Consider the following 24941-nt stretch of genomic DNA (forward strand, 5'->3'; position numbering starts at 1 on the left):
TTCCCTATGAATTGGAATTACTGGTGCTAAAATTGAATTTGGATAAAACTCTTTAACCATATTATATGTTGTACTTTTTAATTATGCTAGGTAAATAGTTGCCTTAAACGGATATAGTAATGGATTGATGTAATTTACCATTAATTATTACATTCACTTCATGTATAAAATGTTTTATAAACTCTATAGGTAGTCTTATATAATCCCGTTTGTTTTTATAAGTACTTTAACATCATCAATTATTTGATTTGCCCTAGTATCTAAGATTATCGTTTCGGTTTCACGATTAAATCTATCCCAAATACCTGAACCATTAGAATTACTAAGGTCATATCGTAAAATATGATATCCTTTTGTATTCAAAAAATTAAGAGTATTGTGGTATTTATTTCCATTTAATTGTTCAGCAACAATCAAAGTTTGTGGTATATTATCCCAATCTTGGAATCTATCCTTTAAATCGATTCCTGTTTCCGTTGGCGAAGCAGGGACACAGTAAGTAACTAATTCTAAACATTTAAAATCTTGATTAAGAAATAACCATGAGAATCCTCGACGCATAACCGTTAAAGACTTTCTACTATATAGATTAATCAAATTTCTTATTGTTGCTGTTTTTCCTGAGTTTTGTTCTCCAACGATTAATATTGCTAATCTCATATTCACAAGTTAAGAAGTATGACAAGCAGAACAACATGTAGCACATCCATTTGACTGTCTATAGGTCTTTTTAGCCTCCTGTACAGCACTATGACACCCGTCATGATACCCAAGGTCTTTTTTGCTATATATTCTGTCAAAATAGGGGCAAGTAGTTCTATGAACTTCATGGTCTCCATTCGATTGAGCATTGTTGTTTACATAAAATTTTTCCATAATTATAGTTTTTGTTTAAAAATTAATCATTTAGCTTATGTTTGTGAGGTTTTAATTTAGGATGTTTAGATTGATTTTGACCTAACTCTTGTCCTTTCGTCAGGTGTCTCCATCTTCTTTTTTGTTTAGGATTGAAACTTAGTTATAATAATTAATTACTTTCATTTAAGTTAATTTTAAGTGGAAATCCTCCAATAAACCTTACACTATACAAAAATTGTGTATCGGTGAGCCCAGATATTGAATTTTTATTGCGGAAAGAAGGTATTTGAAGTTCAAATCTTAGATTAGCTAATCGAAACCCTAAGTTAAATTCTAAACCACTAAAATTAGTTTCATCTGAACCTAAAACATTTTGTCTGAATTCACGATTTCCATCTGAACTAATATCACCGATAATACCTCTATAAGAATAATTTGCGCCAAGGAAAATAGAATATTTTGCTCGTCCGTTATGAAGTCGATAATTATCAGGAATAAATTCATGAAAAATACCAGCCCTAAATGAAAGCACTCCCATATCAATTATACTTTCTTGATATTTCCAAGAATTATTGGATGTTAAAATCCTAACATTTATACCACTGATAACTTTAGAAAAAAAATCATCATAATTTCCAAAATACAAATTTGAATTAAAATACATAGATTGTTTTTTTCCAATCGGGTAAAGAATAAAATTTCCAAAATCTCTTCTATTTGTAAATTTACCTGCCTCGTTAAATTGAGCAATAATTGAATCAGAAGTGGATGCAATGTTTATCACAAGTTCCACTTCTAATGTTTGAATAAAATTCTTTGTGCCTTCTCCATTAGCTTCGTCAATAGTACCAAAGTAACGTTCAAAAATTATTCCTGCACCTGTGCTGGCTTTAGTATCACTACCTGACGAAACTGATTGTTGTAAATCCCCTGCGCCAACTACATCTACGAAAACTGGATATTCTGTTGGAGCAGCTAAACTTTGACCGATGGAATAAGTACAGCATAAGAATGCTGTTAATAGATATAAAGTTTTCATATTAGTACTATTTTACATATTTAAAATACACATAACCCTTATTGCCCGATTCAACAACCCTAACCTCTATCCAATCACCATCATAAGACAGAAATGTTAGTATATCACCTTTGGTTAACTTTTCTACAACATCATAAGAAGTACCTGCGCCTGCTCTGAGATTTAAAGCTTCTGAGGATATAATCAATTTGTCTCCAAATGAATAAGATGAAGGCAGCTTATAATTGGTAGTAGATGAATAAGATTTTGAAGTTGTTTTTTTGGGTTTGTTATATGATGCACATACACCACAAGTACCACCGTTATTGCAATGTTTACAATATCTACAGTTAGTGCATGCAGTACAATATGCATTTCCTGAACATCTCCCAAAAGATTTAGTTTCTTTATTTTCGCAACAACTTGCAATTAATTTAGATTCCTGACTAAATGAGGTAATTGATAAAAATAGGAATAATAAGGTAAGGTTTAGTAATTTCATATTAATTGTTAATTTTTTACTAAAAAACAAATATAAAAAATTGATTTATATGAAAATACGCGTATTTATACTAATTTTAACAAACAGGTAAAAATACCCATTAATGGGTATTTTATCAAACTGTACTGTTCAAACTATTTGATTATATATTCACCTTTACTTTTTAATCCCCTTCCCTCGCTCCAACATGTGTTACACATTTCACCCCATGTGTCTTTGTTATATAACTTACCACATTTAGGGCAGCTTACAATATTGTGGGGATGAGTATTAGTTTCATAATCAGTTTCGGCTTGAGGTTTTGCTAATCCTCGGTCTTGGCGAAGAGAATTATCACATTGATTTGCTAAAACAAATAAAATGATTAAAACACAGATAATAGTGTAAAATGTATTTTTCATATCCTGAAATATTATTTTTGAACATATATAAATCGATTGTAATCACCTGTTACAGGAATTAGTGTATTACCACCTTTATTAAATCTTAATGAGAATGAACCTTTAACAGCATAAGTAATCTCATTTGAATCCTCATCAATTTTATTAATACTCTCAATAGTATTCATATTAGTAAATGAATTATCCAGATTAAGCTTTTCATCATTTTCGTTATCATAATATTCTACAATAAAATCGAAATTATTATAACAGGATGACAGTGGATTGTACTCTTGTTTTATAACTGTGTTAGAGATGTCATATTCTTCAAATTGGTATTGATAACTTCTATAAATAAACACTATCCAAATATCAAATTGAGCATTAATAAAATCACCGAATTGTTGTACACTTAGGTCTATATTTGAATTACAGCTAGGTGCAACGGTACTTGATGTAGCATATGGATAATCTGTATAAGATTCTCCTAATATGTTGATTGTAGTATATTCTACAATGTCAGGTTGAGATGAATTATCATCATTTGAGCATGAAATAGTTAAGAGGCTAATTAAGAGAATAATGATTTTGGTTAAGTGTTTTTTCATAAGTGCTTTATTTAAAAGTTAATATCAGCAAATATAGAAGTTATTTTTATAAAATGATACATGTGTCATGATTTATATATCATTGAATACAATTCATTATGATTTTACCTTTATCCTATGCGAGAAAGGAAATCAGAAATACCAGAGAATATTAAGATTGTAGCCAAAAACATTAAACGCTTAATTGAGGATAAAGGATTAAAAGCTACTGAGGTTGCCAATAAAGCTCAAATCGATATTGAAACTTTCCGCAGATATATCGGTGGTCCAAATGGTCCATCAGTAGTAATGGGCACGGATAAATTAATCCGTATAGCTTTGGCTTTAGGATTGGATGATTACAATGAAATTTTTAAAGGAATATAAGTATGACTAAAGAAGAAGCTGAAAGCTTAATAGAAACTGCTCGTCCACTTGTAGGTAGAGAATTAACTTACAGCAATAGCAGATACACTTTTGTTGAAATTGGTACCTTAGTTGGAACTGGTGAAGATGGTAATATGACATATAAGATTAACGGCACGATTAGAAGCATTACTCCACCACCACACCAAAAAATACCTTTACCTTTGCAAACTATTGTTCGATTAATTAATGCAAGTTAATCATCAAATTTTTCTAATCTAATATCATTTAGATATTGCTTGATAAGCCAAAGCTTATCTTCAACATTTATATCTTCTTCGCTTAAGAGGTTTCTTATATTTGTTGAAAGGTCATACATATCTTTCTCAGTTAGGAATGAGATTTTGAGTTGTTCGTTTTCAAATTTATAAGTATAACTCTCATATTTATTTAGAAGTTCTCGATAATTGCCTTTACCATTAGGCAGAATTATAGTTGCTGTTTTCATATCGCTTTTTTATTAAATCTAATATCTAAATAACCAAGAGTAAATATTAATGTAAAAAAAATTAACAATTATTTTTTATTACAAAATATTAATTATCAAATAGTTATAGTTTGTTTAGGAAAATTTTTAGAAACGAATTTTTACTTTTGTTAGTAACTCCAAACTATCGCTTATGTTTGATACTAATATCCAATCTATGTTTGACCTTGCTAGAGCATTCCCTGATGAACAATCCTGCATAAAGTACCTAGAACAGCTTAGATGGGCAGGAAGACCAATATCACCATTTGACCCCACAAGTAAAGTTTATACCTGTGCGGGTGATAAATACAAATGCAAAACTACAGGTAAATATTTCAATGTACGTACAGGTACGATGTATGATAATACTAAGATATCTCTCCAGAGATGGTTTCTGGAAGTATGGATTATTACATCTCATAAAAAAGGAATCAGTTCAATACAACTTAGTAAAGATATCGGAGTGACCCAAAAGACAGCTTGGTTCATGCTGCAAAGGATAAGAGCTTGCTTCGGAATAGAGAACAATCCTGCCGAAAAATTCGAAGGTATAATTGAATGTGACGAAACCTTTGTTGGTGGAAAGAATAAGAATCGTCACAAGGATAAAAAGGTTAAGGCATCCCAAGGTAGGTCATTTAAAGATAAGACACCTGTAGTCGGAATCCTGCAACGTGGAGAAGTAAGTAAAGTTAAATGTATTGTGGCCCCTGACACTAAGAGAGAGAGTATACAGCCATTTATTGATAAGGTGTTAGAAAGAGATGCCGTAGTCATTTCTGATGAATGGCACGCCTATAAAGGATTAGAAAGCAGATATGACCATCATGTTGTTGACCACGGAAAGAAGCAATATGTCGATTATGACAACCCTGAGATTCACAGTAATTCAATCGAAAGCTTTTGGGGAATATTAAAGAGAGCATACAATGGAATCTATAATTGGTGGAGCAGGAAACACATGCAGAAATACGTTGATGAATTCGTCTTTCGATTTAATTTAAGAAAGTTAAAACAAAATGAGCGGTTTAATTTCTTAAATTTGAATTCAGGAGTACGAACCAAATTTAAAGATTTGATATCATGTTGACAGAAGCAGAATTATTGGAGAAAAATATTAGTTATATCGAGCATTATGGAGTGCTTTACTTCGATATACATGAGATTCGAGAAGCTTTCCCTAATACCAAATTTCCTCCCGACAAGGTAAGGCATTTGGCATTGGGGTCATTTATTAAAGATACAATCCCTAGTGATGATGTAGAGGAAATGACCGATTTCGACTTAAAGATAAAGCAAACGCTCAACTTTAATCCACAGAAGTAATAAAAAACCTGGTCCTAGCCAGGTTTTTATCTAACATTAGAGAGCTATTATTTACTAACGATTTTACTTACTTATATTTGGTGTAAACTTGTATATACTTACCTTAATTTAATATATAAGCTCCTCTACGTTTTTACGGATGTTATCGGCCATTTTGGCGGTAGGTAAATCGTTAGGGTCATTACCAAACGGATCCTCAATTTCTTCTGCAATAAGCTCAAGGCTGGCAAGCACATAAAACACAAACATTACTACAGGTACTACATAATACCCAAGGTGAAATGAGTAACCAAATGGTAGCGACATTACGTAAAAGAAAATAAACTTTTTAATAAAAACACTGTAAGAGTAGGGTATAGGTGTGTTTTTTATACGTTCGCAGGCACCGCAAATATCAGTAAGCGATTGTATTTCAGCATTAAGGACAATAAGTTGGTCACCGGTAATTTTTCCTGCTTCGTACAACTCATTTATTTTACCCATAATAGTTTTAGCTATTTGGTTGGGTTTGTGGTTATATACATCTTCAGGTAATGTTTCTTCCTCAAATAACCAGTGGGTTATTTTTTCATCTTTAAGGTGCAGACTAAGCACATGAGCATAAGCAGGTATAAGGCTTCGTAACTCTGCCTTATCACTACTCCCTTTAATCATCGATGCAACTTTTATTGCCAGGTTACGGCTATTATTTACCAGTGCTCCCCACATTTTTCTGCCTTCCCACCAGCGATCGTAAGCTGTGTTGGTACGAAAAACCAGTAGTAACGATATTACAAACCCAAGTAAACCATGTGCTATATTCAAATTACTGATATGGCTTTTTCCTGTTATTTGCCAGTATTCTATTTCAAGATAGGCTATTAAACCCGAATACGCTGCCAATACAAGCATTAAAGGAAGTAGTTTGCGAAATGTATCGGCTTTATGAAACTGAAATATAAAGGCAAACCATTCTTTTGGGTTATAGGAAATCATTTAATGATGTTGATTTAATTAAGAGCCGAAAATTACAATTTTTATTATAAAATGCTACCCATTTTTACTATCAGCAATATTTACCTGCATTTCGCTAAGTTTTTCGCCACCTTTAATACCAAAATCCAGTGTACGAATAGGGAATGGAATCATAATATCGTTAGCATCATATGCCTTCTTAATTGCTATAATGGCTTCACTCCCTACTTTTTTATAAGTAAGCTGTTCAGGAGAGTTAACCCACATTCTTATACTGAAATTAATAGAGCTGTCGCCAAACTCTTCAAAAAAGAAAGTCGTTTCTTCGGTTTTAGAAAGTTCCTTAATATCTTTTACAGCATCAAGTGTAATTTGTCTTACCCTCTCTAAATCCTCTCCATAAGAAACCCCTACAGCAAGGTCAAAACGTCTTCTGTTTTGATAGGAGTAGTTTTCTATTGGGTTTTGAAAAACTTCTTTATTAGGAATTATAACTGTTTGCCCGCCAAATGTACTTATAATAGTATCGCGAAGGTTTACTTCAACCACTTTACCCATATAGTCTTTAATTACCACAATATCGCCAACTTTTATTGGCTTACGGAATGATATAAATATACCTGACATAAAATTGGTAGCAATATCCTGAAATGCGAAAGCCAACGCCAAACCTAATATACCGGCACCGGCCAAAGCTGTAGTTACCGCTTTATCAAGTTGTAATACGCTAAGGGCTGTAAAAAGGACAACACCAATAAACACAAAGTAAATTATGGTGCTGAAAAGGTTATTTAAGGTAATGTTATGGGATATTTTGCTTATAAACTTTAAAGACAGTTTCTTTATCCATTTACCAATAAAAAAACCTATAACAGTAATTATAACAGCTAATACCAGATTAGGTAGTATTTTTATAAGTGCCTCGGTCCAGCCTGCTAGTTTTTCTGTAATAAGCTCTGATATACTGCCAATATTAAAATCCATATATTTTAGGTTGTAGGTTTTCCGCTGTTATAATTCAAAACACTAAAATATCAATTACAGAGTAGTTATGCACACATTTTTATAATTATTTTAGAAAGTGTCTGAAAGTGAAGTTACAAAAAACAGCGGTGTTACATCATAACACCGCTGCTTCTTTATTATTATTGTTTTTGCTATTTATGAATTACCGTAGAGGTTTGACTCCCCACCATCTATTGCTATAGTTTGCCCGTTTACATACTGGCATTCATCACTCAATAAAAAGGCAACTAAATTACCTACTTCTTCCGGTTTACCTAAACGCCTTGTAGGGTTACGTTGCGAGTATTCTTTTTCAGCAGCTTCAGGATTATCAGGATTTACCTGCTTGAATGATGATGCTACCATTGGTGTAAGGATGGCTCCGGGCGCAATGGCATTAGTAAAAATATTATCCTTACCATACTCTATAGCTGCATTTTTTGTCATACCCGATACAGCATGCTTACTGGCAACATAAGGTACCTCGTTAAGTACACCCCTTATACCTCCAACAGAAGCTACATTTACTATCTTGCCGCCACCTTGTTTTTGCATTACAGGAATTACGTATTTAAGACCGTAATAAACCCCCATTAGGTTAATGTCAATTACTTTTTTAAACATTTCAACATCATAATCAGCAATCAGGGCTTGTTTCCCTTCAATACCGGCATTGTTATAAAAGCCGTCAATTTTACCAAAGTGGTCAACGGTTTTATTTACGTAGTTTTTAACTGCTTGCTCATCAGAAACATCAGCTATAATGGTTAATATTTTTGTATCAGGAGATTCTTTACTTATTTCATCTTTAGCCTTGTTAAGTGCCTCTTCATTATAATCTATAATAGAAAGATTAGCACCCTTTCTCGCTAATACTTTAGCTGTTGCTAACCCAAGCCCCATGGCTCCTCCTGTAATAATTACTGTTTTATCTTTAAATGTGCTCATAATTTATATTTTAATTTCATATAAAATTATAAGTCATGTAGTATTATTAGAGTTAATGAGGCGTTAATTAACAAGTGTTAAAGCATGCGTTTAAGTGTTTCTTTACTTACTATAATATGTGATTTTACTAATTAACTTTTGAATATTTAATTTGACATGCCTCAATGCATGGGTAGTTAAGTATAAGATATGAACCATTTATTTCATAAGTAATTTGAGGAGTTCCTTCGCTAAAATTACAGTTGAGGTTCAATGTATTATCGTTTTCAGAATATGTGCCGCTTGAAGCAGTGCTAGCCTCAATTTCCATAGTACACAAATCCCCGTTAGAACTAACAGTAGCGTCAGTATTAAAAGTTATTGTTTTATCACTGTCTACTGCTGTAAAATCACCTGAACCATCACCTGGGTCAAAGTATACCTCTACAAGTTGCCATGTACCTATAATAGTAGATTGTTGGGGTGTAGTTTTGTTGTCATCATCATCACTACAAGAGACGGTTAAAAATAGCAACGTTAACAGAAAAACAATTTTTTTCATAACTGTATAATATTAAATGGTTAGCATTTTTATTATACAGATGATAAAAAAGTAGTTGGGTTGCGTTGAACACAACTATAATATAAAAGCTACGATATATAATTCCAGATGTTTTGCTTTTTGGTAAGCTCTAAATACGTGTGTTTTAAAGCAGCGTGTTCCGGTTTAGATAGGGAAGGGTCTTCTTTTAAAGTTTTAATAGCGTATTGCCTTGCCAGTGATAGTATATCCCTGTCTTTTACCAAATCGGCTATTTGCAGGTTGAGCACACCGCTTTGCTGTGTACCCATAATATCACCGGGACCCCGTAGTTTAAGGTCTACTTCCGCAATTTCAAAACCATCATTAGTACGGCACATAGTTTCCATACGGGTTTGACTGTCATTGCTCAGTTTATGACCTGTCATCATAATACAGAAGCTCTGTTCTGCACCACGCCCCACACGCCCTCGTAACTGGTGCAACTGGCTTAGCCCGAAGCGTTCGGCGCTTTCTATAACCATAACACTGGCATTGGGTACATTTACACCTACCTCAATTACTGTAGTGGCTACCATTATATTGGTTTTACCCTTTGCAAAGCGTTCCATTTCGGCATCTTTATCAGCGGGTTTCATACGCCCGTGAACAATACTTACACTATATTCAGGTAACGGGAAATCACGTGAAATACTCTCGTAACCATCCATCAGGTCTTTATAGTCCATTTTATCGCTTTCCTCAATTAGCGGATAAACAATATATACCTGCCTGCCTTTGGCTATTTCTTCTTTCAGGAAAGCCCAAACTTTAAGGCGGTTACTGTCGTAACGGTGTACGGTTTTTATAGGTTTACGCCCCGGAGGTAGTTCATCAATAACGGAAATATCCAAATCGCCGTACAGGCTCATAGCAAGTGTTCGCGGAATAGGAGTGGCAGTCATAACCAATACATGTGGCGGAATGGTGTTTTTACGCCACAGTTTACTGCGTTGTTCCACGCCAAAACGGTGCTGCTCGTCAATTACGGCTAAACCAAGGTTGTGGAACTGTACTTTATCTTCCAACAGCGCATGTGTACCTATAATTATTTGGAGAGAACCGTTTTCCAGTTCTTCATGTATTATTCTTCTTTCGGCTGTTTTGGTTGAGCCTGTAAGGATCTTAATATTTAGCCCAAGTGGTTCAGCAAGTTCTGTAAGCCCTGTATAGTGCTGATTGGCTAAAATTTCGGTAGGCGCCATTAAACACGCCTGATATCCGTTATCAATAGCTATTAGCATGCACATTAACGCAACTATGGTTTTACCTGAGCCAACATCACCCTGTAATAGCCGGTTCATTTGTACGGGTTGCCCCATATCGTTACGGATTTCTTTAATTACCCGTTTTTGGGCATTGGTAAGTTCGAAAGGCAAGTGATTTTGATAAAAGTCATTAAAATGTTCGCCTATTACATCAAAAGCATGACCTTTTATTTTATGTTTCCTGATAAGGTTTTTACTGATGAGCTGTAGCTGAATAAAAAACAGTTCTTCAAACTTTAATCGAAACTGTGCTTTAGCCAACAAATCCTGACTTTTCGGGAAGTGTATGTTAAATAGCGCAGCATTTTTTGGTATTAAGTGAAGCTCCTGCAATAGTTTTTCGGGTAGTGTTTCTTTAAATAAAGCCTGCGTTTCCCTGAAAAGCTGCATCATCATTTTCATTACCACTTTATTGCTTACCCCACGTTGCGTGAGCTTTTCGGTACTAGGGTATATGGGTTGCATGGCGGTGCGCAGGTTCTGTTTGTGTTCCTCCAGCAGTTCCATTTCAGGGTGCGGCATACTGAACCCATTATAATAGTTACACTTACCAAAAATTACATAAGGTGTATTTATTTTAAGGTTTTCCCGAATCCATTTCTGCCCCTGAAACCAAACCAGTTCCATTTCTCCTGTGCCATCGGTAAACGTAGCGACAAGGCGTTTGCCTCGCTTTTGCTCTATTGTTTTTATATTGATGACTTTACCTACTATTTGTACTTCGGTACCGCTGTTTTGTAACTCTTTAATGCGGTAATATCGGGTACGGTCAATATAACGGTTGGGGTACAGGTTAACGAGGTCGGCATATTTATGAATATCTAACTCTTTCCTGAGCAGTTCACCACGTGCCGGACCAACACCTTTAAGATATTCTATAGGAGTTTCGAGAAGGTTATTCATATAAAAGCTTAAAACACGAAGGTAATTTTAAAATTTAATTATAGCAACTTAAGCTTTTTCTTATTATAATTAAGATTTAACTTTTAAATATTATATTTGATTAAGAAAAAATTACTAAATAATGAGTTTACAACAAAAATTGCAAGTTCTTAATCCTACAGTTGAAGTAGAACGAAACGATAGTAAATATGTAATTAAGAAACTTTGGAATGACGATAGTTTTATATTAGAATTTCCTGATAAGTTTAACTTCGAAATATTTAATGATAAATATTTTCCTCCTGAGTTTTCAGCTATTTTACATGAAAAATCATCTTACGAGTTTATTTTTACTATTTTACCACATAATCATAAGTTAATTGGAAGAGAATTATCCTTTATTTATGATGGAAACGAGTATAAAACAAAATTTGCTGAACCGAGTAATTTATTAGTTGAAATTAGTAAGGGTTTTAAAGAGATAGATGCACCTGGAGATGCTAGCTATAGAAATCTTAGTATTATTAGAGATTTTTATAATATAGAAAGCCAGAGTACAGCTTTAAAAGATTTTTTTAAAGACAAAGTTGTTGTTTCCTTTTTCGTAGAGGGTGCTTTGAATAAAGTAAAGGATTGCAATCACTTTTTTAAGCTTTTAAACATATATATGCAATACTATGATAGGGACTCTCCAACAATTATTATACATAATACTTTGTCTGAAGAAGTTGAACATAATAAGCCATGTTTATTACGTAAAAACCCTTTTCCTGAAAAACTTATAATTAATGACATAGATGAAACCGTTGTTGAATTGTTTCATGTTGCAAAAAGTAGCAGTAATATAAGACTTCAATACTTATTTTATTATCAAGTTATAGAATATTTTTCTTATTACTTTATAAATGACAATACTAAGAGAAATATTAATAATATAATTTCTTATCCAAATTTTATAGATAATTCTAGTTACTATTCAAAACTACTTATAGAAGAACTGAGAGAGGGTATTAATAAAGATAGCGAGAAATTTAAAGCTTGTATAAAACATTTTTTAAGGATTGAAGATATAGATGATGAGATTGAGAGCAATATAGAATATTTTACTGAAGATATTATTTTTGATGGAGGTTATAAACTAAAACCAATATTAAAAAGTAGACAGTTCTATGAACAATTATTTTTAAATGCAAATGATAATAAATCTGAAAAAATTAGAAAAGAAAGAGAAACAGGTGAATTATTCGAAAATATAGCAGATAGATTAGACAAAATTAGAAATGTTTTAGTTCATGTTAGAGAAATGAGAGAACGCTCAGCTATAAGTCCAACTCAAAGTAATCATAACAAACTATTACCATATTATTATTTGATAAGAAGGATATCTGAAATAATTGCAATGAAGTATAAATCTATATTCTAATTTTTTACTTAAAATGAAGAGATTCTTTTTTTTAATTTCTTTACTTTATATAAGTACTATTGCTTTTGCACAGCAAAATCAAAATGTTGATTTTAAAGCCTGTAATGCTTCGCTTCGTTTTGATGTACCACAGGAAAAAGTAATCGGTAATGTTACCTATACTTTTGAAGTTCAAAACAAAAAGCCGGATACTATTTACATAGATGCCCGTAATATGCAGTTCAGTGATGTGAAAATTAATGGTAAGAAATCAGGCTGGGTAAATTCCGCTACTGCTTTAAAATTGTATAAAGGTTATAAAAAAGGGGCAAATACTATTACGTTTAGTTACTCCGCTCAGCCTAAACAATCATTATATTTTATAAAACTCGATTGCCCGGAATGCCAAGGCGGAAAAGAGCAGCAAATATGGACACAAGGGCAGGGGAAATACACCAGCCATTGGTTGCCCAGCTTTGACGACATGAATGAAAAGGTAATCTTCGGTTTTGATATTACTTTTGATAAGGATTATACTATACTAGCCAATGGAGAGAAAACTTTTGATGAGGTTATGGAAAATAAGCCTTTACGAAAAGTAAGCTACCAAATGAAGCGACCTATGAGTAGCTATTTGGTAATGCTGGCTATAGGGAAATATAAAAAGAGCTTAGGTTCTATTAGTAAATCAAATACACCGTTGGAGTTTTATATACGTCCTGATGATGTAAGTAAAATAGAGCCTACATACCGCTACAGTAAGCAGATATTCGATTTTTTTGAAGAAGAAATTGGTGTACCCTATCCTTGGGATATTTACAGGCAGGTTCCTGCTATTGATTTTTTATATGCAGGCATGGAAAACACCACTTCCACAATTTTTTCTCAGGATTTTGTTGTCGATTCTATAGGGTTTAACGACCGAACTTATATTAATGTAAACGCGCATGAACTGGCACACCAATGGTTTGGTAATTTAATTACTGCAAAATCAGGTAAGCACCACTGGTTGCAGGAAGGTTTTGCTACGTACTATGCATTATTGGCAGAACGTGAACTTTTCGGGGAAGACCATTTTAATTATGAACTTTATGATATGGCAGAACGCCTGCAAATGGTTTCAGCATCAAAAACAGATACTATTCCCATATTAAGCGAAGAAGCAAGTTCACTAACCTATTATCAAAAAGGTGCCTGGGCATTGCATGTGTTGCGAAAAGGAGTAGGGGAAGATGCCTTCCGAAAAGCAGTAAAAAACTATCTGGAGAAATACGCTTATAAAAATGTAGAAACGGATGATTTTTTAGCTGAGATAAATAAAGTATCGAATTATGATACGGAAGACTTTAAAAAGCGTTGGCTGGAAAGCTCTGTATTTCCGGTAAAAGAAGCGGTTGATATTCTTAATGAGAATAAGTTTATGCAGTTGTATTTTAAGCTGGGTGAACTGGTAGACAAACGTTTTAAAGAGAAAGGACCTATATTTAAACAAATATTGCAATCGGATATGTATTATCCTGTAAAAGAGGAAGTATTATTACAAACTGCCGAAGTACCTTTTGAAGATAAAAAAGAACTTATAACACTTGCTATGAAAAGCGGTAATGTAAAGTTAAGGCAGGCTGTTGCCCGTACGCTTACCACTATACCGGATGATTATTATGAGGAATACAAGTCGTTACTGGAAGATGAATCTTATATAAACCGTGAGATAGCTTTAAATGTACTGTACAGTCGTTTTCCTGAAAAACGAAAAGAACTTTTAGACCTTTCGGATGAATGGGTAGGTTTTAATGATAAAAACCTGCGAATATTATGGCTAACATTGGCATACGCTACTCCTGAATATAGAGAAGCACAAAAAGCAGATATATATGCCGAGTTACAACTATATGCCTCCCCAAGATATGCCAGTAAGGTAAGGCAAAATGCATTAAGTAACCTATTATATATTGGGAAACCTGACCCTATTGTGTGGGCAAATTTGGTAAATGCTACGTTACACCACAGGTGGCAGTTTGCTAAGTTTGGGCGGGAGAGTATCCGTAAGTTATTAAAGCAAGAGGGGTATCGTGAGTTTTTTGAAGGAATTATGCCTGATTTACCTGAACCGGAACAACGAAAGTTACAGCAGCTTTTAGATGAGTAACTTTGATTAACTGATAGATTATAAAAAAGCACTCTTTTAGGAGTGCTTTTTATTGAAATAAGTATTTATGCTTTAAACTATTGCCACATTTCGGCAACCTCATTTTTAAGGTAAGCAACAGCAATACTACTGGGGCTTTGCTTATCAAAAAGGTCAGTAAGCATAACTTCTCTTAACTTGTTAGCACTGTCTACCTTGTCACTCATATTTGATTTTCTAATCAATTGTATTGTGGCATTTTTACTGGTAGTTATTATATCCCAAGCCTCAGACGATACATATATTTGCTGCGTAAGGTTGTGCTCATATTCCTGTTCAATCTGTGCTATAAGGTAATCTTCATAAGCAGCTTTATCTGATGATTGCGGAGCTATTCTTACCAATAGTTTTGCTGGGTTAATACGTTCAGAAAAAAGAACCAGTCTTTCATAAGCTTGTAAACGTAGTGGTGTTGTATCTTTTTGTGCTTCTTTATGTATTAAGTACCTACGGCGACCTTCTTCGTTATCGGTATGCATTTTAAAAAAGTAATAGGCTACTATACCTGTTATAAGTGCAGGTAGCACAGCAAAAAGCATTTCTAAAAAATTGTCTAAATCCATTAAGTTACGTTTTGGTAGTTATCGTTTTTTATAACGTGATTTTACTATAAAAAATTATGAAGGGCTAAAATAGCAATAAACTTTGATGAATATAGGGGCTAAGGCAATATTTTCCGATTATATTTGAAGCAGCTTTAAATTTTATGAAATACTCAAAATATATAGTTTATATACCGGTAATTATAATAACTGTTGGGTTAGGCTTATTTGTTCGTGCAAAAGCAAATTGGTTTCCTGAAGTATTTAATTTATACGCGGGAGATGCACTTTATGCTTTTATGATGCATTATATAGTATGTCTGTTTACTAATAAGACTCCCTTATATAAAGCAGTAATAGCTTTACTTATATGTTATGTAATAGAATTTAGCCAGTTATATCAGGCAGAATGGATAAACACTATCAGGCAAACACCTCCCGGGAAATTAGTTTTGGGTTCAGGTTTTTTGTATAGTGATTTGTTAGCCTATTTAATAGGGATAACGCTAGCTTTTCTATCAGATTATTTTCTATTATCACATAAGTTTAAAAGGTAATTTTCTCATACAAAATCGTTATTTTTGCTACTTTCTAAAAGGCATTATGGAGATTCAGCAGTATATAAGTCAGTTAAATGAAGCGCAACAAGCACCTGTGTTGCAGAAGGATGGCCCAATGATAGTTATTGCGGGAGCAGGTTCAGGTAAAACCCGTGTACTTACTACCAGGATAGCTTATTTAATGAGTCAGGGAGTAGACCCTTTTAATATACTGGCACTTACCTTTACTAACAAGGCAGCACGCGAAATGAAAAGCCGTATTGCTGATATAGTAGGTAAATCGGAAGCTAAGAACCTTTGGATGGGTACTTTCCACTCCATATTTGCTAAAATCCTTCGTTTTGAGGCGGATAAATTAGGCTTTCCGTCTAATTTCACCATATATGATACGCAAGATAGTGTAAGGCTTATATCATCTATTATTAAAGAAATGCAACTTGATAAAGATGTATATAAACCTAAACAGGTATTGAATCGTATTTCCAGCTATAAAAACAGCCTTATAACCGTTAGGGCATACTTTAATAATCCTGAATTGCAAGAAGCAGATGCCATGTCTAAAAAACCACGTTTAGGAGAGGTTTATGAAAAGTATGTAGACCGTTGTTTTAAGGCAGGAGCAATGGATTTTGATGATTTACTGCTTCGTACTAATGAGCTATTAAACCGTTTCCCCGAAGTGTTGATGAAGTATCAGGACAGGTTTAAGTATATATTGGTAGATGAGTACCAGGATACCAACCACTCACAGTACCTTATTGTAAAAGCATTAAGTGACCGTTTTCAGAATATTTGTGTGGTGGGGGATGATGCGCAGAGTATATATGCTTTTAGAGGGGCGAACATTAATAACATCCTGAATTTCCAGAAAGATTATGATGGTGTTGAAATGTACAGGCTGGAACAAAATTACCGTTCTACTAAAAATATTGTAGAAGCAGCTAACTCCATTATAGATAAAAATAAAGTTAAGCTGGAAAAAGTAGTATGGACAGCAAACGACGACGGTCCGCGAATAAAAGTACACCGCAGCCTTACCGATAGTGAAGAAGGTAGATTTGTAGCCAGTACTATTTTTGAACATAAAATGAAAGAACAGCGAAAGAATGGCGATTTTGCTATTCTGTACCGTACCAATGCACAGTCACGTGCTATGGAGGATGCCCTCCGTAAGCGTGATATACCGTATCGTATATATGGTGGGCTTTCTTTCTATCAACGTAAAGAAATAAAAGATGTATTAGCTTATTTAAGGCTGATTATTAACCCCAAGGATGAAGAAGCCCTTATGAGGGTTATTAACTATCCTGCAAGGGGTATAGGTAATACCACACTGGAGAAACTTACTATTGCGGCCAACCATTACGACCGTTCTATATTCGAGGTAATGGAAAATATAGACAGAATAGACTTAAAGTTAAATTCAGGTACAAAAAATAAATTAAGTGACTTTGTTACCATGATTAAAAGTTTTCAGGTAATAAATGAGTCGCAGGATGCCTTTTTCCTTGCCGACCATGTTACCAAGAAAACAGGTTTAGTGCAGGAACTCAAAAAAGACGCTACACCCGAAGGTATTGCCCGTATAGAGAATATAGAAGAGTTACTTAATGGTATTAAAGACTTTATTGAAGGGCAAAAAGAAGTAGACGGTGCAAGAGGTGCTTTATCTGAATTTTTGGAAGATGTGGCACTGGCTACCGATATGGATAAAGATACCAGCGATGAAGACAGGGTTGCATTAATGACTATTCACTTAGCTAAGGGGTTGGAGTTCCCTTATGTATTTGTAGTAGGTATGGAAGAAGACCTTTTCCCGAGTGCTATGAGTATGAATACCCGTAGCGAACTGGAAGAGGAACGCAGGCTGTTTTATGTTGCCTTAACCCGGGCAGAATATCAGGCATATTTAACCTATGCACAGTCACGTTACCGTTGGGGTAAACTGGTAGATAGTGAGCCTTCGCGCTTTATTGAAGAAATAAGTGAAAACTATTTAGAGCATCTTACACCTATTCAAACAGGGTATAAGTTTAAGTCTATGATAGACAATGATATTTTTGGTGACGTAGACAAATCAAAATACAGGCAAAACAAACCCGTTAGCGGTACACCACCAAAATGGGCTACAGACGATGAACCAAAACCTGATGCTAACATTCGCAGGTTAAAACCAATGTCGAGATCTGTACCTTCCGGTAACAGTAACATGCCTGATACTAAACTGGCTGTAGGTAACGTAGTAATGCACGAGCGTTTTGGTAAAGGTAAAGTGCTTAACCTGGAAGGTGTAGGCGCAGATAAAAAAGCTGAAATACGTTTTGATGTAGGTGGTATTAAAAAACTGCTATTACGCTTTGCTAAGTTGGAGGTTATAGGGTAGAGACGATTTAATTAGTCATAAAATAATTCTTTCATTTTTTCAGGATAGCGTAAATAGAAAAAATAAAGAATGCATAGTAACCCCATAGAAAGGAAAATTACAGGAAAGTATCCATTTTCGGTTCTTACATCTTCAAAAGAGAGTAATGTTTTTCTGTCTGTATCTATACCAAAAATTTTAGGACTGTAGTTTTCTATCTCATTTTTCTTTATCCATACGGTAATTGAATCTGCCTGTTTGAGTCCTTTAGCTATTTTTATGTGCTTTTCAGAGTATTTTTCATGTTCAACAAGCTTAAACTCTTTTTTGATCTGATTTAGATAAAAGGTTAAATGTGTTATATAATTAGGCTGACGGGTACGACTGTTTTTTACAGTTTTATAATTCATGTTAACATACCCTACAGTTCCCTTTATAGCTATAAGTTCTGATTTTGATGTGAATGATGAGCTTAAATCTTTAACTGCAACTCCAATAACAATTATACCGATCAATAGAAATAAAAGATGATGGCTTAATGTATCATATTCAGGTCTTGGTCGAAACATTATTTTTTATAATTCAATTATTGTTCCCTGCTTTTTCAATTTATTACTTAACTCAGAATCATCATTTATATTTAAAAACTTAAACTGCATACTTTTATAAAAGTATTTGTATAAGGCTTTTATTAAGTCATTTTCTTTAAGTACATCATCATTAGCCAGCCCTATTGTTATAGCAGGATTATTATCAGCTATATACAGCCCCACTACAGGAGGTGTGCTGAAAGGAACTTTGTTATTATATTTTTTCAGGCACTTTGTAAGCTCTTTCATGGAAGATTTATCTATTGGCATAAATGCTGTAGCAATATTCTTTATTACTACTTTTCCCTGTTTAAAATCTGTTTCTGTAAGGTTGTTGTATACATCTTCCGTTACATCAATTCCTGTTTTGTTATTGCTTAAAGTTTTGGGTATATAAGCAGGTCCGAAAGGTAAACCCCACCAGCCCCATAGCAATGTTAAAACATTATATTTAATATGATAATTAGTTTTCTCCCCATCTCTTATAAAATAAATTTTTGAAGCACCTCTTCCGGGAGCTATAACAGGGCGGGGTATAAGGTATTCATAAAACACAAATCGACCTCCGTTATCTCGTTTTTGTAGTATAGAATCAAAAGTTTCATCTTCGGGTATAAAAAGCTTGTAAGTAGTTGTTTTTTGCACGGGTTAATAGTTTTAACTGAACCTGAATAATGTATAAAAATCAGTATTGTTGTGATAAAAAAATATTTTTTAAATGTAGTAATTTATAAAATTTTATACCGAGAACTTTAATGAAAAGAAAATAGCCAAAGTAGTATACTACTTTGGCTATTTTAAAAGACGTATTATCTAAAAATATAAAAATTATCTTTTATGGTTAAAGTGCCTTTTGTTATAAAAATCATCATCATCCTCGTGGTATTCATTATCCTCGGGGAAATATACCCCTAATATCTTTACTTCATAGTCCCTGTCAATGGCAGCTCCTTTTTCAAATCGGTTCGTATTAGAAAAAGTATCAAAGTTAATAAGATTACTTACTACCTTTTTATTATCATCATCTATAGTAACAGCTCCTATGGGCACAATAAGATGGTTTTCTCCATCTTTATTTAAAAATTCATGTACACCTTCATTAGATGGCGTATTATAGGTCTCATGTCCTTTTTTTATAAGTTCTTCGTTTACTTCCACATCAAGGTACACAACCCTTTCAGTAGCTTTATTCACTAATAAATTGTCTATTTTTCCTATTTTATTGCTATCGGCATCTATAAGGTCCCAATCCCTCACATCTGAATAATGAGATGCCACCTTATAATCAGACAATTCGTCGAGCCTGTATAAATTTCTTTTATCTGTAGTCATAGTTTTTTAATTTAGGTTATTGGTTCATTTTTTCTAAAAGTGTTGAGGCTTTATCAAAAAATGATTTCACCTCGCTTTTTTGGTCGAGCGTAAGCTCATCCGGGTTAATTGCTGATGCCGCTTCTTTCACTGCTGCGGACTCACTAGCAAGGTTACGGTTAGTATGTTCTTGTATATTTTCGAGTATTACCGCAAGTTTATCAAAAGCCTTCTTTATAGTATCGGCATGGCTTGTTTCATATGGGTCAGTAGTTATCTTGTCAGCATATTTCTTAACCTCATCCATGTCTTTTTTAATATCATAATCAGCATCATCAGCGGCTGCTTGGGTAGCGTTAATCAACTTCATTAATGCTTCGTTAGTATACTCATGGTCAAGTCCCATATTGCTTCTGTTTTCCTCTATAAAATCGACATAACTGGCAATTTGTGTGTTACCTGATTCATCATACTGGTTCTGATCGATGTCACTTTGCATAACATCGTTCACAACGGTGGTATTCTCTTCTGCTTCGGTGTTATTTTCCTCATTTTCCCTGAAAAACAAGAAATATACTACCCCTGCAATAACAAGCAGTAATAGCACTATCCAGGGCCATACCGTTTTTTTCTTTTCAATTTTAATTTCAGCCATAGTTTTTAATTTTTAATTTATTGATTAGTATTGTTTTAAGTAAATTTACTGATTAACTAAATCTCCAAATCTATTATTAACAAACTTTGGGTTATTTTTAATATATCGTTTTATTAGTTAAGTGGGAAGTAGGGCAGATAAAGCAGTATTTTTACAGTAGGTACTTTATTACATTAAAATAAAAACTTGTAACTTTAACTTCTCAACTATATACAGTATTATCATGGCTCAATTTATAAAGATATATCCCGAAAATCCTAATGAAAAGGAAATAGCCAAAGTAGTTAAAATACTTCGTGATGGCGGTATTATAATATACCCTACAGATACAGTTTATGGTTTAGGGTGTGATATAACCAACACTAAAGCGCTGGAAAAAATAGCAAGAATTAAAGGCGTAAAGCTGGAAAAAGCTAATTTCTCTTTTGTATGCCATGATTTGAGTAATTTATCAGACTATGTAAAGCAAATTGATACCAGTACATTTAAAATACTGAAGCGTTCCCTGCCGGGACCTTATACGTTTATATTACCGGGAAATAATAACCTGCCTAAAGAGTTTAAAAAGAAAAAAACGGTAGGTATACGTGTGCCTGATAACAATATTGCTTTGGAAATTGTACGCCAATTAGGTAATCCTATAATTTCAACATCTATACACGATGATGATGAGGTATTGGAGTATTCTACAGATCCTGAACTGATTTTTGAAAAATGGCAAAGCCAGGTTGATGCTGTAATTGACGGCGGATATGGTGATAACGTAGCTTCTACTATTATAGACCTTTCAGGAGACGAACCGGAAGTGGTTCGTGAAGGTAAAGGAAACCCTGATGTTTTTTAATGTAAAAAATGATATTATATATAAACTATAAAAAAGGCACTCATTATGAGTGCCTTTTTTAATACTATACTATGTAAGCAAAGTAATTATTTTAAAATACTTATTATTTGCTCAGCAAGCTCAGTACCTATTCTGTCTTGTGCTTCAAGAGTAGCAGCACCAATATGCGGTGTTAACGATACTTTTGGGTGCATTAGTACCTGTATTGCCGGTTTTGGCTCTTCTTCAAATACATCAAGCCCCGCAAAGGCAACTTTACCTGAATCTAAAGCATTTACAAGTGCTACCTCTTCAATTACACCACCACGCGCAGCATTTATAATACCTACACCGTTTTTCATTAAATCAAGTTCTTTAGCACCTATTAAATAACCGTTTTGTGCCGGTACGTGTACCGATATAAAATCAGAATGTTTTAATATATCCTCAAAAGGTTCTGTTTTAATCTCTATGTTTATGGTTTGCCCGTTATAGAAATTAATTTTAATTTCTGCTGTACCCAGTTCTTTATCTGATGCTATTACACGCATACCAAGCCCAAGCGCAATACGTGCTACAGCACGACCTATTCGTCCTAAACCTATAATGCCAAGTGTTTTACCTCTTAGCTCGCTACCGTTAGCATAGCTCTTTTTAAGTTGGTTAAAACTGGTTTCGCCTTCAAGCGGCATAAGCCTGTTAGAATCGTGTAAAAAACGAACTCCTGTAAACAGGTGGGCAAATACCAGTTCCGCTACAGAGTCAGAAGATGAAGCAGGAGTGTTTATTACATTTACCCCTTTTTCGCGGGCATAGTCCACAGCAATATTATCCATGCCTACACCACCACGACCTATAATTTTAAGACCGGGGCAGGCATCTATAACTTCTTTAGTTACTTTGGTAGCACTACGTACTAATAATACACTAATATCATTTTTATTAATGTAGTTTGCCAGTTGTTCCTGTGCTACTTTTGTAGTTATTACTTCAAAGCCGTTTTCTTCCAGTTTTTCAATACCACTTTTAGAAATTCCGTCATTTGCCAGTACTTTCATATTTATCTGTTCTCGTTTTTATTCTATTTATATTTAATGCGCTTTATTTGAAACTCTTTTCAAATTCCTGCATTACGCTTATTAATACTTTTACACTTTCAATAGGCATTGCGTTATATATTGAAGCCCTGTAGCCACCCACAGAACGGTGCCCGTTGATACCCGAAATACCTGCGTCTTTACACAGTTTATCAAAAGCATCTGTATTTACTCCTTCAACAGTTACAAAGGTAACATTCATTTTAGAACGATCTTCTTTTATAGCCGTTCCTGTAAACAGGCTGTTTCTGTCTATTTCGTTATATAACAGTGCTGCTTTTTCATTATTTTTTTTCTCAATATTTTCAATACCTCCGTTAGCTTTTATCCATTGCAGGGTAAGCATTGCAGTATATGTGGCAAAAACGGGAGGGGTGTTGTACATGCTTTCTTTCTCGATATGTTGCTGATAGTCCAGCATTCCCGGTATAGTTCTGCCTGTTTTACCTAAAATTTCCTCTTTTATAAGTAATAATGTAACTCCTGCGGGACCTATATTTTTTTGTGCTCCTGCGTATATAATACCGAATTTACTAAAGTCGATTGTTCGGGAAAAAATATCCGAACTCATATCACACACTATAGGTACATTAGTTTCGGGGAATTCCTGCATTTGTGTACCATAAATAGTATTGTTACTGGTACAGTGGAAGTAATCTGCGTCCTCAGGTATAGTATAACCTTTCGGTATGTAGCTATAATTATCTTCTTTTGATGAACCTACTACGGTAACATCTCCAAAAATTTTGGCTTCTTTTATAGCTCCGGCAGCCCAACTTCCTGAGTCAATATAGGCAGCTTTACCATTAACTTTCATTAAGTTATATGGTATACGGTCAAACTCCAGCCTTGCACCACCCGAAAGGAATAATGCTTTATAGCCTTTGCCTGATAACCCTGAAAGTTCCAGAGCCAGCGATTGTGCCTCTTCCATAACAGCTATAAAATCTTTGCTGCGATGGGATATTTCCAGTATTGATAATCCTGAATTATTATAGTCCAAAACTGCCTGAGAGGCTTTTTTAAATACCTCTTCTGGTAGTATAGACGGTCCGGCACTGAAGTTGTGTTTTTTCATTGCGTAAATGTGATAAGAATGAAATGCAAATTTCATAATTATCTATCAAACTGGTATACTAAAACTGTTTAATAATTCAGCTATATTTTTGATAAAAATGAAATAGTATCCACATTATCCGCATAATCCCATAAAGCAGGTTTTTGCGTTTGCCCGAAAGCAATGCTGTCTTTGGTTAGCCCATTGCTCACAACACACTGTAATTGTTCATGTTCTGCTTTTAATTTTTCTTTTAAGACTTCTAAATCATCATAAAATTCATAAAATAAAGATGAAATAGGAGAGGAGTAGCTTGTGTCTTCTTTTAGTGTAAGAAATTCATTGTCGAGTAATTTAAAATTACTCATTAGAAATACAGCTTTGTTGTAGTCGTAATTATTAGCATACTTTTCATAATGTATAATGTCACCGTATTCATATATGGCCTCAAAAAAGTTTTTAAAGTCATAATCTTTAGGAACATATAACTTGGAAACATTTCTGCAACCTAATCCAAAATACCTGAAAATATCTTCGCCCAATGCTACTAAATCTTCCTTACTTTCATCTCCGGTAAGTATAGCTGTTGAATTTCTGTTTTTACGTATTATAGCAGGCTTGTCTTTAAAGTAATATTCAAAGTAACGAGCTGTATTATTACTGCCCGTAGCTATTACAGCATCAAAGTTTTCCAGTTTACCGTCAGTGAACTCTATTCGGTTAGCCAACTCATTATTTACAGCGATAAGGTATTTGGCTAAAAATGGTAGTAAATGCTTGTCGTTAGATGATGTTTTAACCAATGCTTTATTACCTGTAAGTATAACCGAAATAAAATCGTGAAAACCAACGAGAGGGATATTACCCGCCAGTATGAGTCCTACTGTTTTAGGTTCCTTATATTCAATAGTATATCTGTCAAGCCACTTGTTAAGGTTTTCTTCTGTAAGTGCTTCAGCCCACGACTGTACAGCATGGTGTACCTGCTCTTTGATAAACCAACGGTTATGTGATTGTGACAATGCTATAAGACTGATAAAATCATCATAAAATTCATCATTATATAAAACAGCCTCATTTTTAGTATTATTATCTAATGAAAACTGACTAAGGAATTTTCCTAGTTCTACGAAAGCATTTTTAGTTTCTGTTAACGTCATTTTTTTGCTTAT

Annotated in this window: 29 protein-coding genes; 9 read left to right on the top strand and 20 right to left on the bottom strand. The window is 34.0% G+C overall.

The window, feature by feature from the left end; all coding sequences use genetic code 11:
- Window positions 1-195 precede the first annotated feature (195 nt).
- The 6 genes from IEW45_RS00670 to IEW45_RS00695 form a co-directional block, all read right to left on the bottom strand.
- Window positions 196-660, bottom strand: a complete 465-nt coding sequence (locus IEW45_RS00670; RefSeq protein WP_188619295.1) for a hypothetical protein — start codon at window positions 658-660, stop codon at window positions 196-198.
- Window positions 661-669: 9 nt separating this feature from the next.
- On the bottom strand, window positions 670-876 hold the full coding sequence (locus tag IEW45_RS00675; RefSeq protein WP_188619296.1) for a hypothetical protein: 207 nt from the start codon (window positions 874-876) through the stop codon (window positions 670-672).
- A 151-nt stretch (window positions 877-1027) separates the two neighbouring features.
- Window positions 1028-1897 (bottom strand): hypothetical protein, encoded by an 870-nt coding sequence (locus IEW45_RS00680; protein WP_188619297.1) that lies wholly within the window; start codon window positions 1895-1897, stop codon window positions 1028-1030.
- Window positions 1898-1904: 7 nt separating this feature from the next.
- On the bottom strand, window positions 1905-2378 hold the full coding sequence (locus IEW45_RS00685; RefSeq protein ID WP_188619298.1) for an SH3 domain-containing protein: 474 nt from the start codon (window positions 2376-2378) through the stop codon (window positions 1905-1907).
- Window positions 2379-2512: 134 nt separating this feature from the next.
- Window positions 2513-2779 carry a hypothetical protein gene (locus IEW45_RS00690; RefSeq protein ID WP_188619299.1) on the bottom strand — a complete coding sequence of 89 codons (267 nt, stop codon included), beginning with the start codon at window positions 2777-2779 and terminating at the stop codon, window positions 2513-2515.
- A gap of 11 nt (window positions 2780-2790) precedes the next feature.
- Window positions 2791-3366, bottom strand: a complete 576-nt coding sequence (locus tag IEW45_RS00695) for a hypothetical protein (RefSeq protein WP_188619300.1) — start codon at window positions 3364-3366, stop codon at window positions 2791-2793.
- A gap of 117 nt (window positions 3367-3483) precedes the next feature.
- Here IEW45_RS00695 and IEW45_RS00700 point away from each other — a divergent pair, with 117 nt between their 5' ends.
- Window positions 3484-3732 carry a helix-turn-helix domain-containing protein gene (locus IEW45_RS00700; protein ID WP_188619301.1) on the top strand — a complete coding sequence of 83 codons (249 nt, stop codon included), beginning with the start codon at window positions 3484-3486 and terminating at the stop codon, window positions 3730-3732.
- 2 nt (window positions 3733-3734) lie between these two features.
- Window positions 3735-3971 carry a hypothetical protein gene (locus IEW45_RS00705; protein WP_188619302.1) on the top strand — a complete coding sequence of 79 codons (237 nt, stop codon included), beginning with the start codon at window positions 3735-3737 and terminating at the stop codon, window positions 3969-3971.
- Here the strand turns inward: IEW45_RS00705 and IEW45_RS00710 are convergent.
- Complete coding sequence (locus IEW45_RS00710; protein WP_188619303.1) at window positions 3968-4219, bottom strand: hypothetical protein; 252 nt, start codon at window positions 4217-4219, stop codon at window positions 3968-3970. The two genes, IEW45_RS00705 and IEW45_RS00710, sit on opposite strands and share 4 nt — an antisense overlap.
- Before the next feature lie 172 nt (window positions 4220-4391).
- On the opposite strand from IEW45_RS00710, the gene IEW45_RS00715 reads away from it, so the two are divergent.
- Together IEW45_RS00715 and IEW45_RS00720 are read left to right on the top strand one after the other, a co-directional pair.
- Window positions 4392-5330, top strand: coding sequence for an IS1595 family transposase (locus tag IEW45_RS00715; RefSeq protein ID WP_188619304.1), 939 nt, complete (start codon window positions 4392-4394; stop codon window positions 5328-5330).
- Entirely contained in the window at window positions 5324-5566 is a 243-nt protein-coding gene (locus tag IEW45_RS00720; protein ID WP_188619305.1) for a hypothetical protein, read from the top strand. Before IEW45_RS00715 ends, IEW45_RS00720 begins: the two co-directional genes overlap by 7 nt.
- Before the next feature lie 108 nt (window positions 5567-5674).
- On the opposite strand, the gene IEW45_RS00725 is transcribed toward IEW45_RS00720, so the two are convergent.
- The 5 genes from IEW45_RS00725 to recG all read right to left on the bottom strand — a co-directional run bounded on the left by IEW45_RS00725 (window position 5675) and on the right by recG (window position 11203).
- On the bottom strand, window positions 5675-6541 hold the full coding sequence (locus tag IEW45_RS00725) for a bestrophin family protein (RefSeq protein WP_188619306.1): 867 nt from the start codon (window positions 6539-6541) through the stop codon (window positions 5675-5677).
- Window positions 6542-6595: 54 nt separating this feature from the next.
- Window positions 6596-7504 carry a mechanosensitive ion channel family protein gene (locus IEW45_RS00730; RefSeq protein WP_188619307.1) on the bottom strand — a complete coding sequence of 303 codons (909 nt, stop codon included), beginning with the start codon at window positions 7502-7504 and terminating at the stop codon, window positions 6596-6598.
- 177 nt (window positions 7505-7681) lie between these two features.
- Entirely contained in the window at window positions 7682-8473 is a 792-nt protein-coding gene (locus IEW45_RS00735; RefSeq protein WP_188619308.1) for a glucose 1-dehydrogenase, read from the bottom strand.
- 127 nt (window positions 8474-8600) lie between these two features.
- Window positions 8601-9014 carry a lipocalin family protein gene (locus tag IEW45_RS00740; RefSeq protein ID WP_188619309.1) on the bottom strand — a complete coding sequence of 138 codons (414 nt, stop codon included), beginning with the start codon at window positions 9012-9014 and terminating at the stop codon, window positions 8601-8603.
- Window positions 9015-9103: 89 nt separating this feature from the next.
- Window positions 9104-11203: an ATP-dependent DNA helicase RecG gene (gene recG / locus IEW45_RS00745; RefSeq protein ID WP_188619310.1), complete on the bottom strand. Its 2100-nt coding sequence runs from the start codon at window positions 11201-11203 to the stop codon at window positions 9104-9106.
- Between the two features lie 121 nt (window positions 11204-11324).
- On the opposite strand from recG, the gene IEW45_RS00750 reads away from it, so the two are divergent.
- Complete coding sequence (locus IEW45_RS00750; protein ID WP_188619311.1) at window positions 11325-12605, top strand: hypothetical protein; 1281 nt, start codon at window positions 11325-11327, stop codon at window positions 12603-12605.
- Between the two features lie 13 nt (window positions 12606-12618).
- Complete coding sequence (locus tag IEW45_RS00755) at window positions 12619-14733, top strand: M1 family metallopeptidase (RefSeq protein ID WP_188619312.1); 2115 nt, start codon at window positions 12619-12621, stop codon at window positions 14731-14733.
- Between the two features lie 77 nt (window positions 14734-14810).
- Here the strand turns inward: IEW45_RS00755 and IEW45_RS00760 are convergent, their stop codons facing one another.
- The gene (locus tag IEW45_RS00760) at window positions 14811-15335 is read right to left on the bottom strand and encodes a DUF7935 family protein (RefSeq protein WP_188619313.1); all 525 of its coding nucleotides are present in this window, start codon (window positions 15333-15335) and stop codon (window positions 14811-14813) included.
- 143 nt (window positions 15336-15478) lie between these two features.
- Between IEW45_RS00760 and IEW45_RS00765 the strand changes: the two genes are divergently transcribed.
- Together IEW45_RS00765 and IEW45_RS00770 are read left to right on the top strand one after the other, a co-directional pair.
- Window positions 15479-15871, top strand: a complete 393-nt coding sequence (locus IEW45_RS00765; RefSeq protein WP_188619314.1) for a ribosomal maturation YjgA family protein — start codon at window positions 15479-15481, stop codon at window positions 15869-15871.
- Window positions 15872-15923: 52 nt separating this feature from the next.
- Complete coding sequence (locus IEW45_RS00770) at window positions 15924-18257, top strand: ATP-dependent helicase (RefSeq protein WP_505692156.1); 2334 nt, start codon at window positions 15924-15926, stop codon at window positions 18255-18257.
- An 11-nt stretch (window positions 18258-18268) separates the two neighbouring features.
- Here the strand turns inward: IEW45_RS00770 and IEW45_RS00775 are convergent, their stop codons facing one another.
- From IEW45_RS00775 to IEW45_RS00790, 4 genes are all read right to left on the bottom strand, one after another.
- Window positions 18269-18805: a hypothetical protein gene (locus IEW45_RS00775; RefSeq protein ID WP_188619316.1), complete on the bottom strand. Its 537-nt coding sequence runs from the start codon at window positions 18803-18805 to the stop codon at window positions 18269-18271.
- A 6-nt stretch (window positions 18806-18811) separates the two neighbouring features.
- A complete protein-coding gene (locus IEW45_RS00780) occupies window positions 18812-19471 on the bottom strand; it encodes a hypothetical protein (RefSeq protein ID WP_188619317.1) in 660 nt (219 codons plus the stop codon).
- A 183-nt stretch (window positions 19472-19654) separates the two neighbouring features.
- A complete protein-coding gene (locus tag IEW45_RS00785; RefSeq protein ID WP_188619318.1) occupies window positions 19655-20158 on the bottom strand; it encodes a PRC-barrel domain-containing protein in 504 nt (167 codons plus the stop codon).
- A gap of 16 nt (window positions 20159-20174) precedes the next feature.
- Window positions 20175-20792, bottom strand: a complete 618-nt coding sequence (locus IEW45_RS00790; protein WP_188619319.1) for a hypothetical protein — start codon at window positions 20790-20792, stop codon at window positions 20175-20177.
- A 223-nt stretch (window positions 20793-21015) separates the two neighbouring features.
- Between IEW45_RS00790 and IEW45_RS00795 the strand changes: the two genes are divergently transcribed.
- Window positions 21016-21636 (top strand): L-threonylcarbamoyladenylate synthase, encoded by a 621-nt coding sequence (locus IEW45_RS00795; RefSeq protein ID WP_188619320.1) that lies wholly within the window; start codon window positions 21016-21018, stop codon window positions 21634-21636.
- Between the two features lie 86 nt (window positions 21637-21722).
- Here IEW45_RS00795 and IEW45_RS00800 read toward each other — a convergent pair whose 3' ends face one another.
- The 3 genes from IEW45_RS00800 to IEW45_RS00810 all read right to left on the bottom strand — a co-directional run bounded on the left by IEW45_RS00800 (window position 21723) and on the right by IEW45_RS00810 (window position 24929).
- Entirely contained in the window at window positions 21723-22673 is a 951-nt protein-coding gene (locus IEW45_RS00800; RefSeq protein WP_188619321.1) for a D-2-hydroxyacid dehydrogenase, read from the bottom strand.
- 43 nt (window positions 22674-22716) lie between these two features.
- A complete protein-coding gene (gene serC / locus IEW45_RS00805) occupies window positions 22717-23790 on the bottom strand; it encodes a 3-phosphoserine/phosphohydroxythreonine transaminase (RefSeq protein WP_188619322.1) in 1074 nt (357 codons plus the stop codon).
- Between the two features lie 80 nt (window positions 23791-23870).
- Entirely contained in the window at window positions 23871-24929 is a 1059-nt protein-coding gene (locus IEW45_RS00810) for an acyl-CoA reductase (RefSeq protein WP_188619323.1), read from the bottom strand.
- Window positions 24930-24941 lie beyond the last annotated feature (12 nt).

The sequence above is a fragment of the Flavobacterium suaedae genome, from assembly GCF_014642915.1.
GTDB classification, from domain to species: Bacteria; Bacteroidota; Bacteroidia; order Flavobacteriales; family Flavobacteriaceae; genus Flavobacterium; species Flavobacterium suaedae.

Coding starts and splice junctions, on each gene's coding strand:
- IEW45_RS00735 (WP_188619308.1), bottom strand. CDS start 8,473: ATGAGCACATTTAAAGATAAAACAGTAATTATTACAGGAGGAGCCATG.
- IEW45_RS00760 (WP_188619313.1), bottom strand. CDS start 15,335: ATGGATTTAGACAATTTTTTAGAAATGCTTTTTGCTGTGCTACCTGCA.
- IEW45_RS00785 (WP_188619318.1), bottom strand. CDS start 20,158: ATGACTACAGATAAAAGAAATTTATACAGGCTCGACGAATTGTCTGAT.
- IEW45_RS00675 (WP_188619296.1), bottom strand. CDS start 876: ATGGAAAAATTTTATGTAAACAACAATGCTCAATCGAATGGAGACCAT.
- IEW45_RS00740 (WP_188619309.1), bottom strand. CDS start 9,014: ATGAAAAAAATTGTTTTTCTGTTAACGTTGCTATTTTTAACCGTCTCT.
- IEW45_RS00755 (WP_188619312.1), top strand. CDS start 12,619: ATGAAGAGATTCTTTTTTTTAATTTCTTTACTTTATATAAGTACTATT.
- IEW45_RS00730 (WP_188619307.1), bottom strand. CDS start 7,504: ATGGATTTTAATATTGGCAGTATATCAGAGCTTATTACAGAAAAACTA.
- IEW45_RS00690 (WP_188619299.1), bottom strand. CDS start 2,779: ATGAAAAATACATTTTACACTATTATCTGTGTTTTAATCATTTTATTT.
- IEW45_RS00715 (WP_188619304.1), top strand. CDS start 4,392: ATGTTTGATACTAATATCCAATCTATGTTTGACCTTGCTAGAGCATTC.
- IEW45_RS00710 (WP_188619303.1), bottom strand. CDS start 4,219: ATGAAAACAGCAACTATAATTCTGCCTAATGGTAAAGGCAATTATCGA.
- IEW45_RS00685 (WP_188619298.1), bottom strand. CDS start 2,378: ATGAAATTACTAAACCTTACCTTATTATTCCTATTTTTATCAATTACC.
- IEW45_RS00700 (WP_188619301.1), top strand. CDS start 3,484: ATGCGAGAAAGGAAATCAGAAATACCAGAGAATATTAAGATTGTAGCC.
- IEW45_RS00670 (WP_188619295.1), bottom strand. CDS start 660: ATGAGATTAGCAATATTAATCGTTGGAGAACAAAACTCAGGAAAAACA.
- IEW45_RS00790 (WP_188619319.1), bottom strand. CDS start 20,792: ATGGCTGAAATTAAAATTGAAAAGAAAAAAACGGTATGGCCCTGGATA.
- serC (WP_188619322.1), bottom strand. CDS start 23,790: ATGAAAAAACACAACTTCAGTGCCGGACCGTCTATACTACCAGAAGAG.
- IEW45_RS00705 (WP_188619302.1), top strand. CDS start 3,735: ATGACTAAAGAAGAAGCTGAAAGCTTAATAGAAACTGCTCGTCCACTT.
- IEW45_RS00680 (WP_188619297.1), bottom strand. CDS start 1,897: ATGAAAACTTTATATCTATTAACAGCATTCTTATGCTGTACTTATTCC.
- IEW45_RS00720 (WP_188619305.1), top strand. CDS start 5,324: ATGTTGACAGAAGCAGAATTATTGGAGAAAAATATTAGTTATATCGAG.
- IEW45_RS00810 (WP_188619323.1), bottom strand. CDS start 24,929: ATGACGTTAACAGAAACTAAAAATGCTTTCGTAGAACTAGGAAAATTC.
- IEW45_RS00725 (WP_188619306.1), bottom strand. CDS start 6,541: ATGATTTCCTATAACCCAAAAGAATGGTTTGCCTTTATATTTCAGTTT.
- IEW45_RS00765 (WP_188619314.1), top strand. CDS start 15,479: ATGAAATACTCAAAATATATAGTTTATATACCGGTAATTATAATAACT.
- IEW45_RS00750 (WP_188619311.1), top strand. CDS start 11,325: ATGAGTTTACAACAAAAATTGCAAGTTCTTAATCCTACAGTTGAAGTA.
- IEW45_RS00795 (WP_188619320.1), top strand. CDS start 21,016: ATGGCTCAATTTATAAAGATATATCCCGAAAATCCTAATGAAAAGGAA.
- IEW45_RS00800 (WP_188619321.1), bottom strand. CDS start 22,673: ATGAAAGTACTGGCAAATGACGGAATTTCTAAAAGTGGTATTGAAAAA.
- IEW45_RS00695 (WP_188619300.1), bottom strand. CDS start 3,366: ATGAAAAAACACTTAACCAAAATCATTATTCTCTTAATTAGCCTCTTA.
- IEW45_RS00775 (WP_188619316.1), bottom strand. CDS start 18,805: ATGTTTCGACCAAGACCTGAATATGATACATTAAGCCATCATCTTTTA.
- recG (WP_188619310.1), bottom strand. CDS start 11,203: ATGAATAACCTTCTCGAAACTCCTATAGAATATCTTAAAGGTGTTGGT.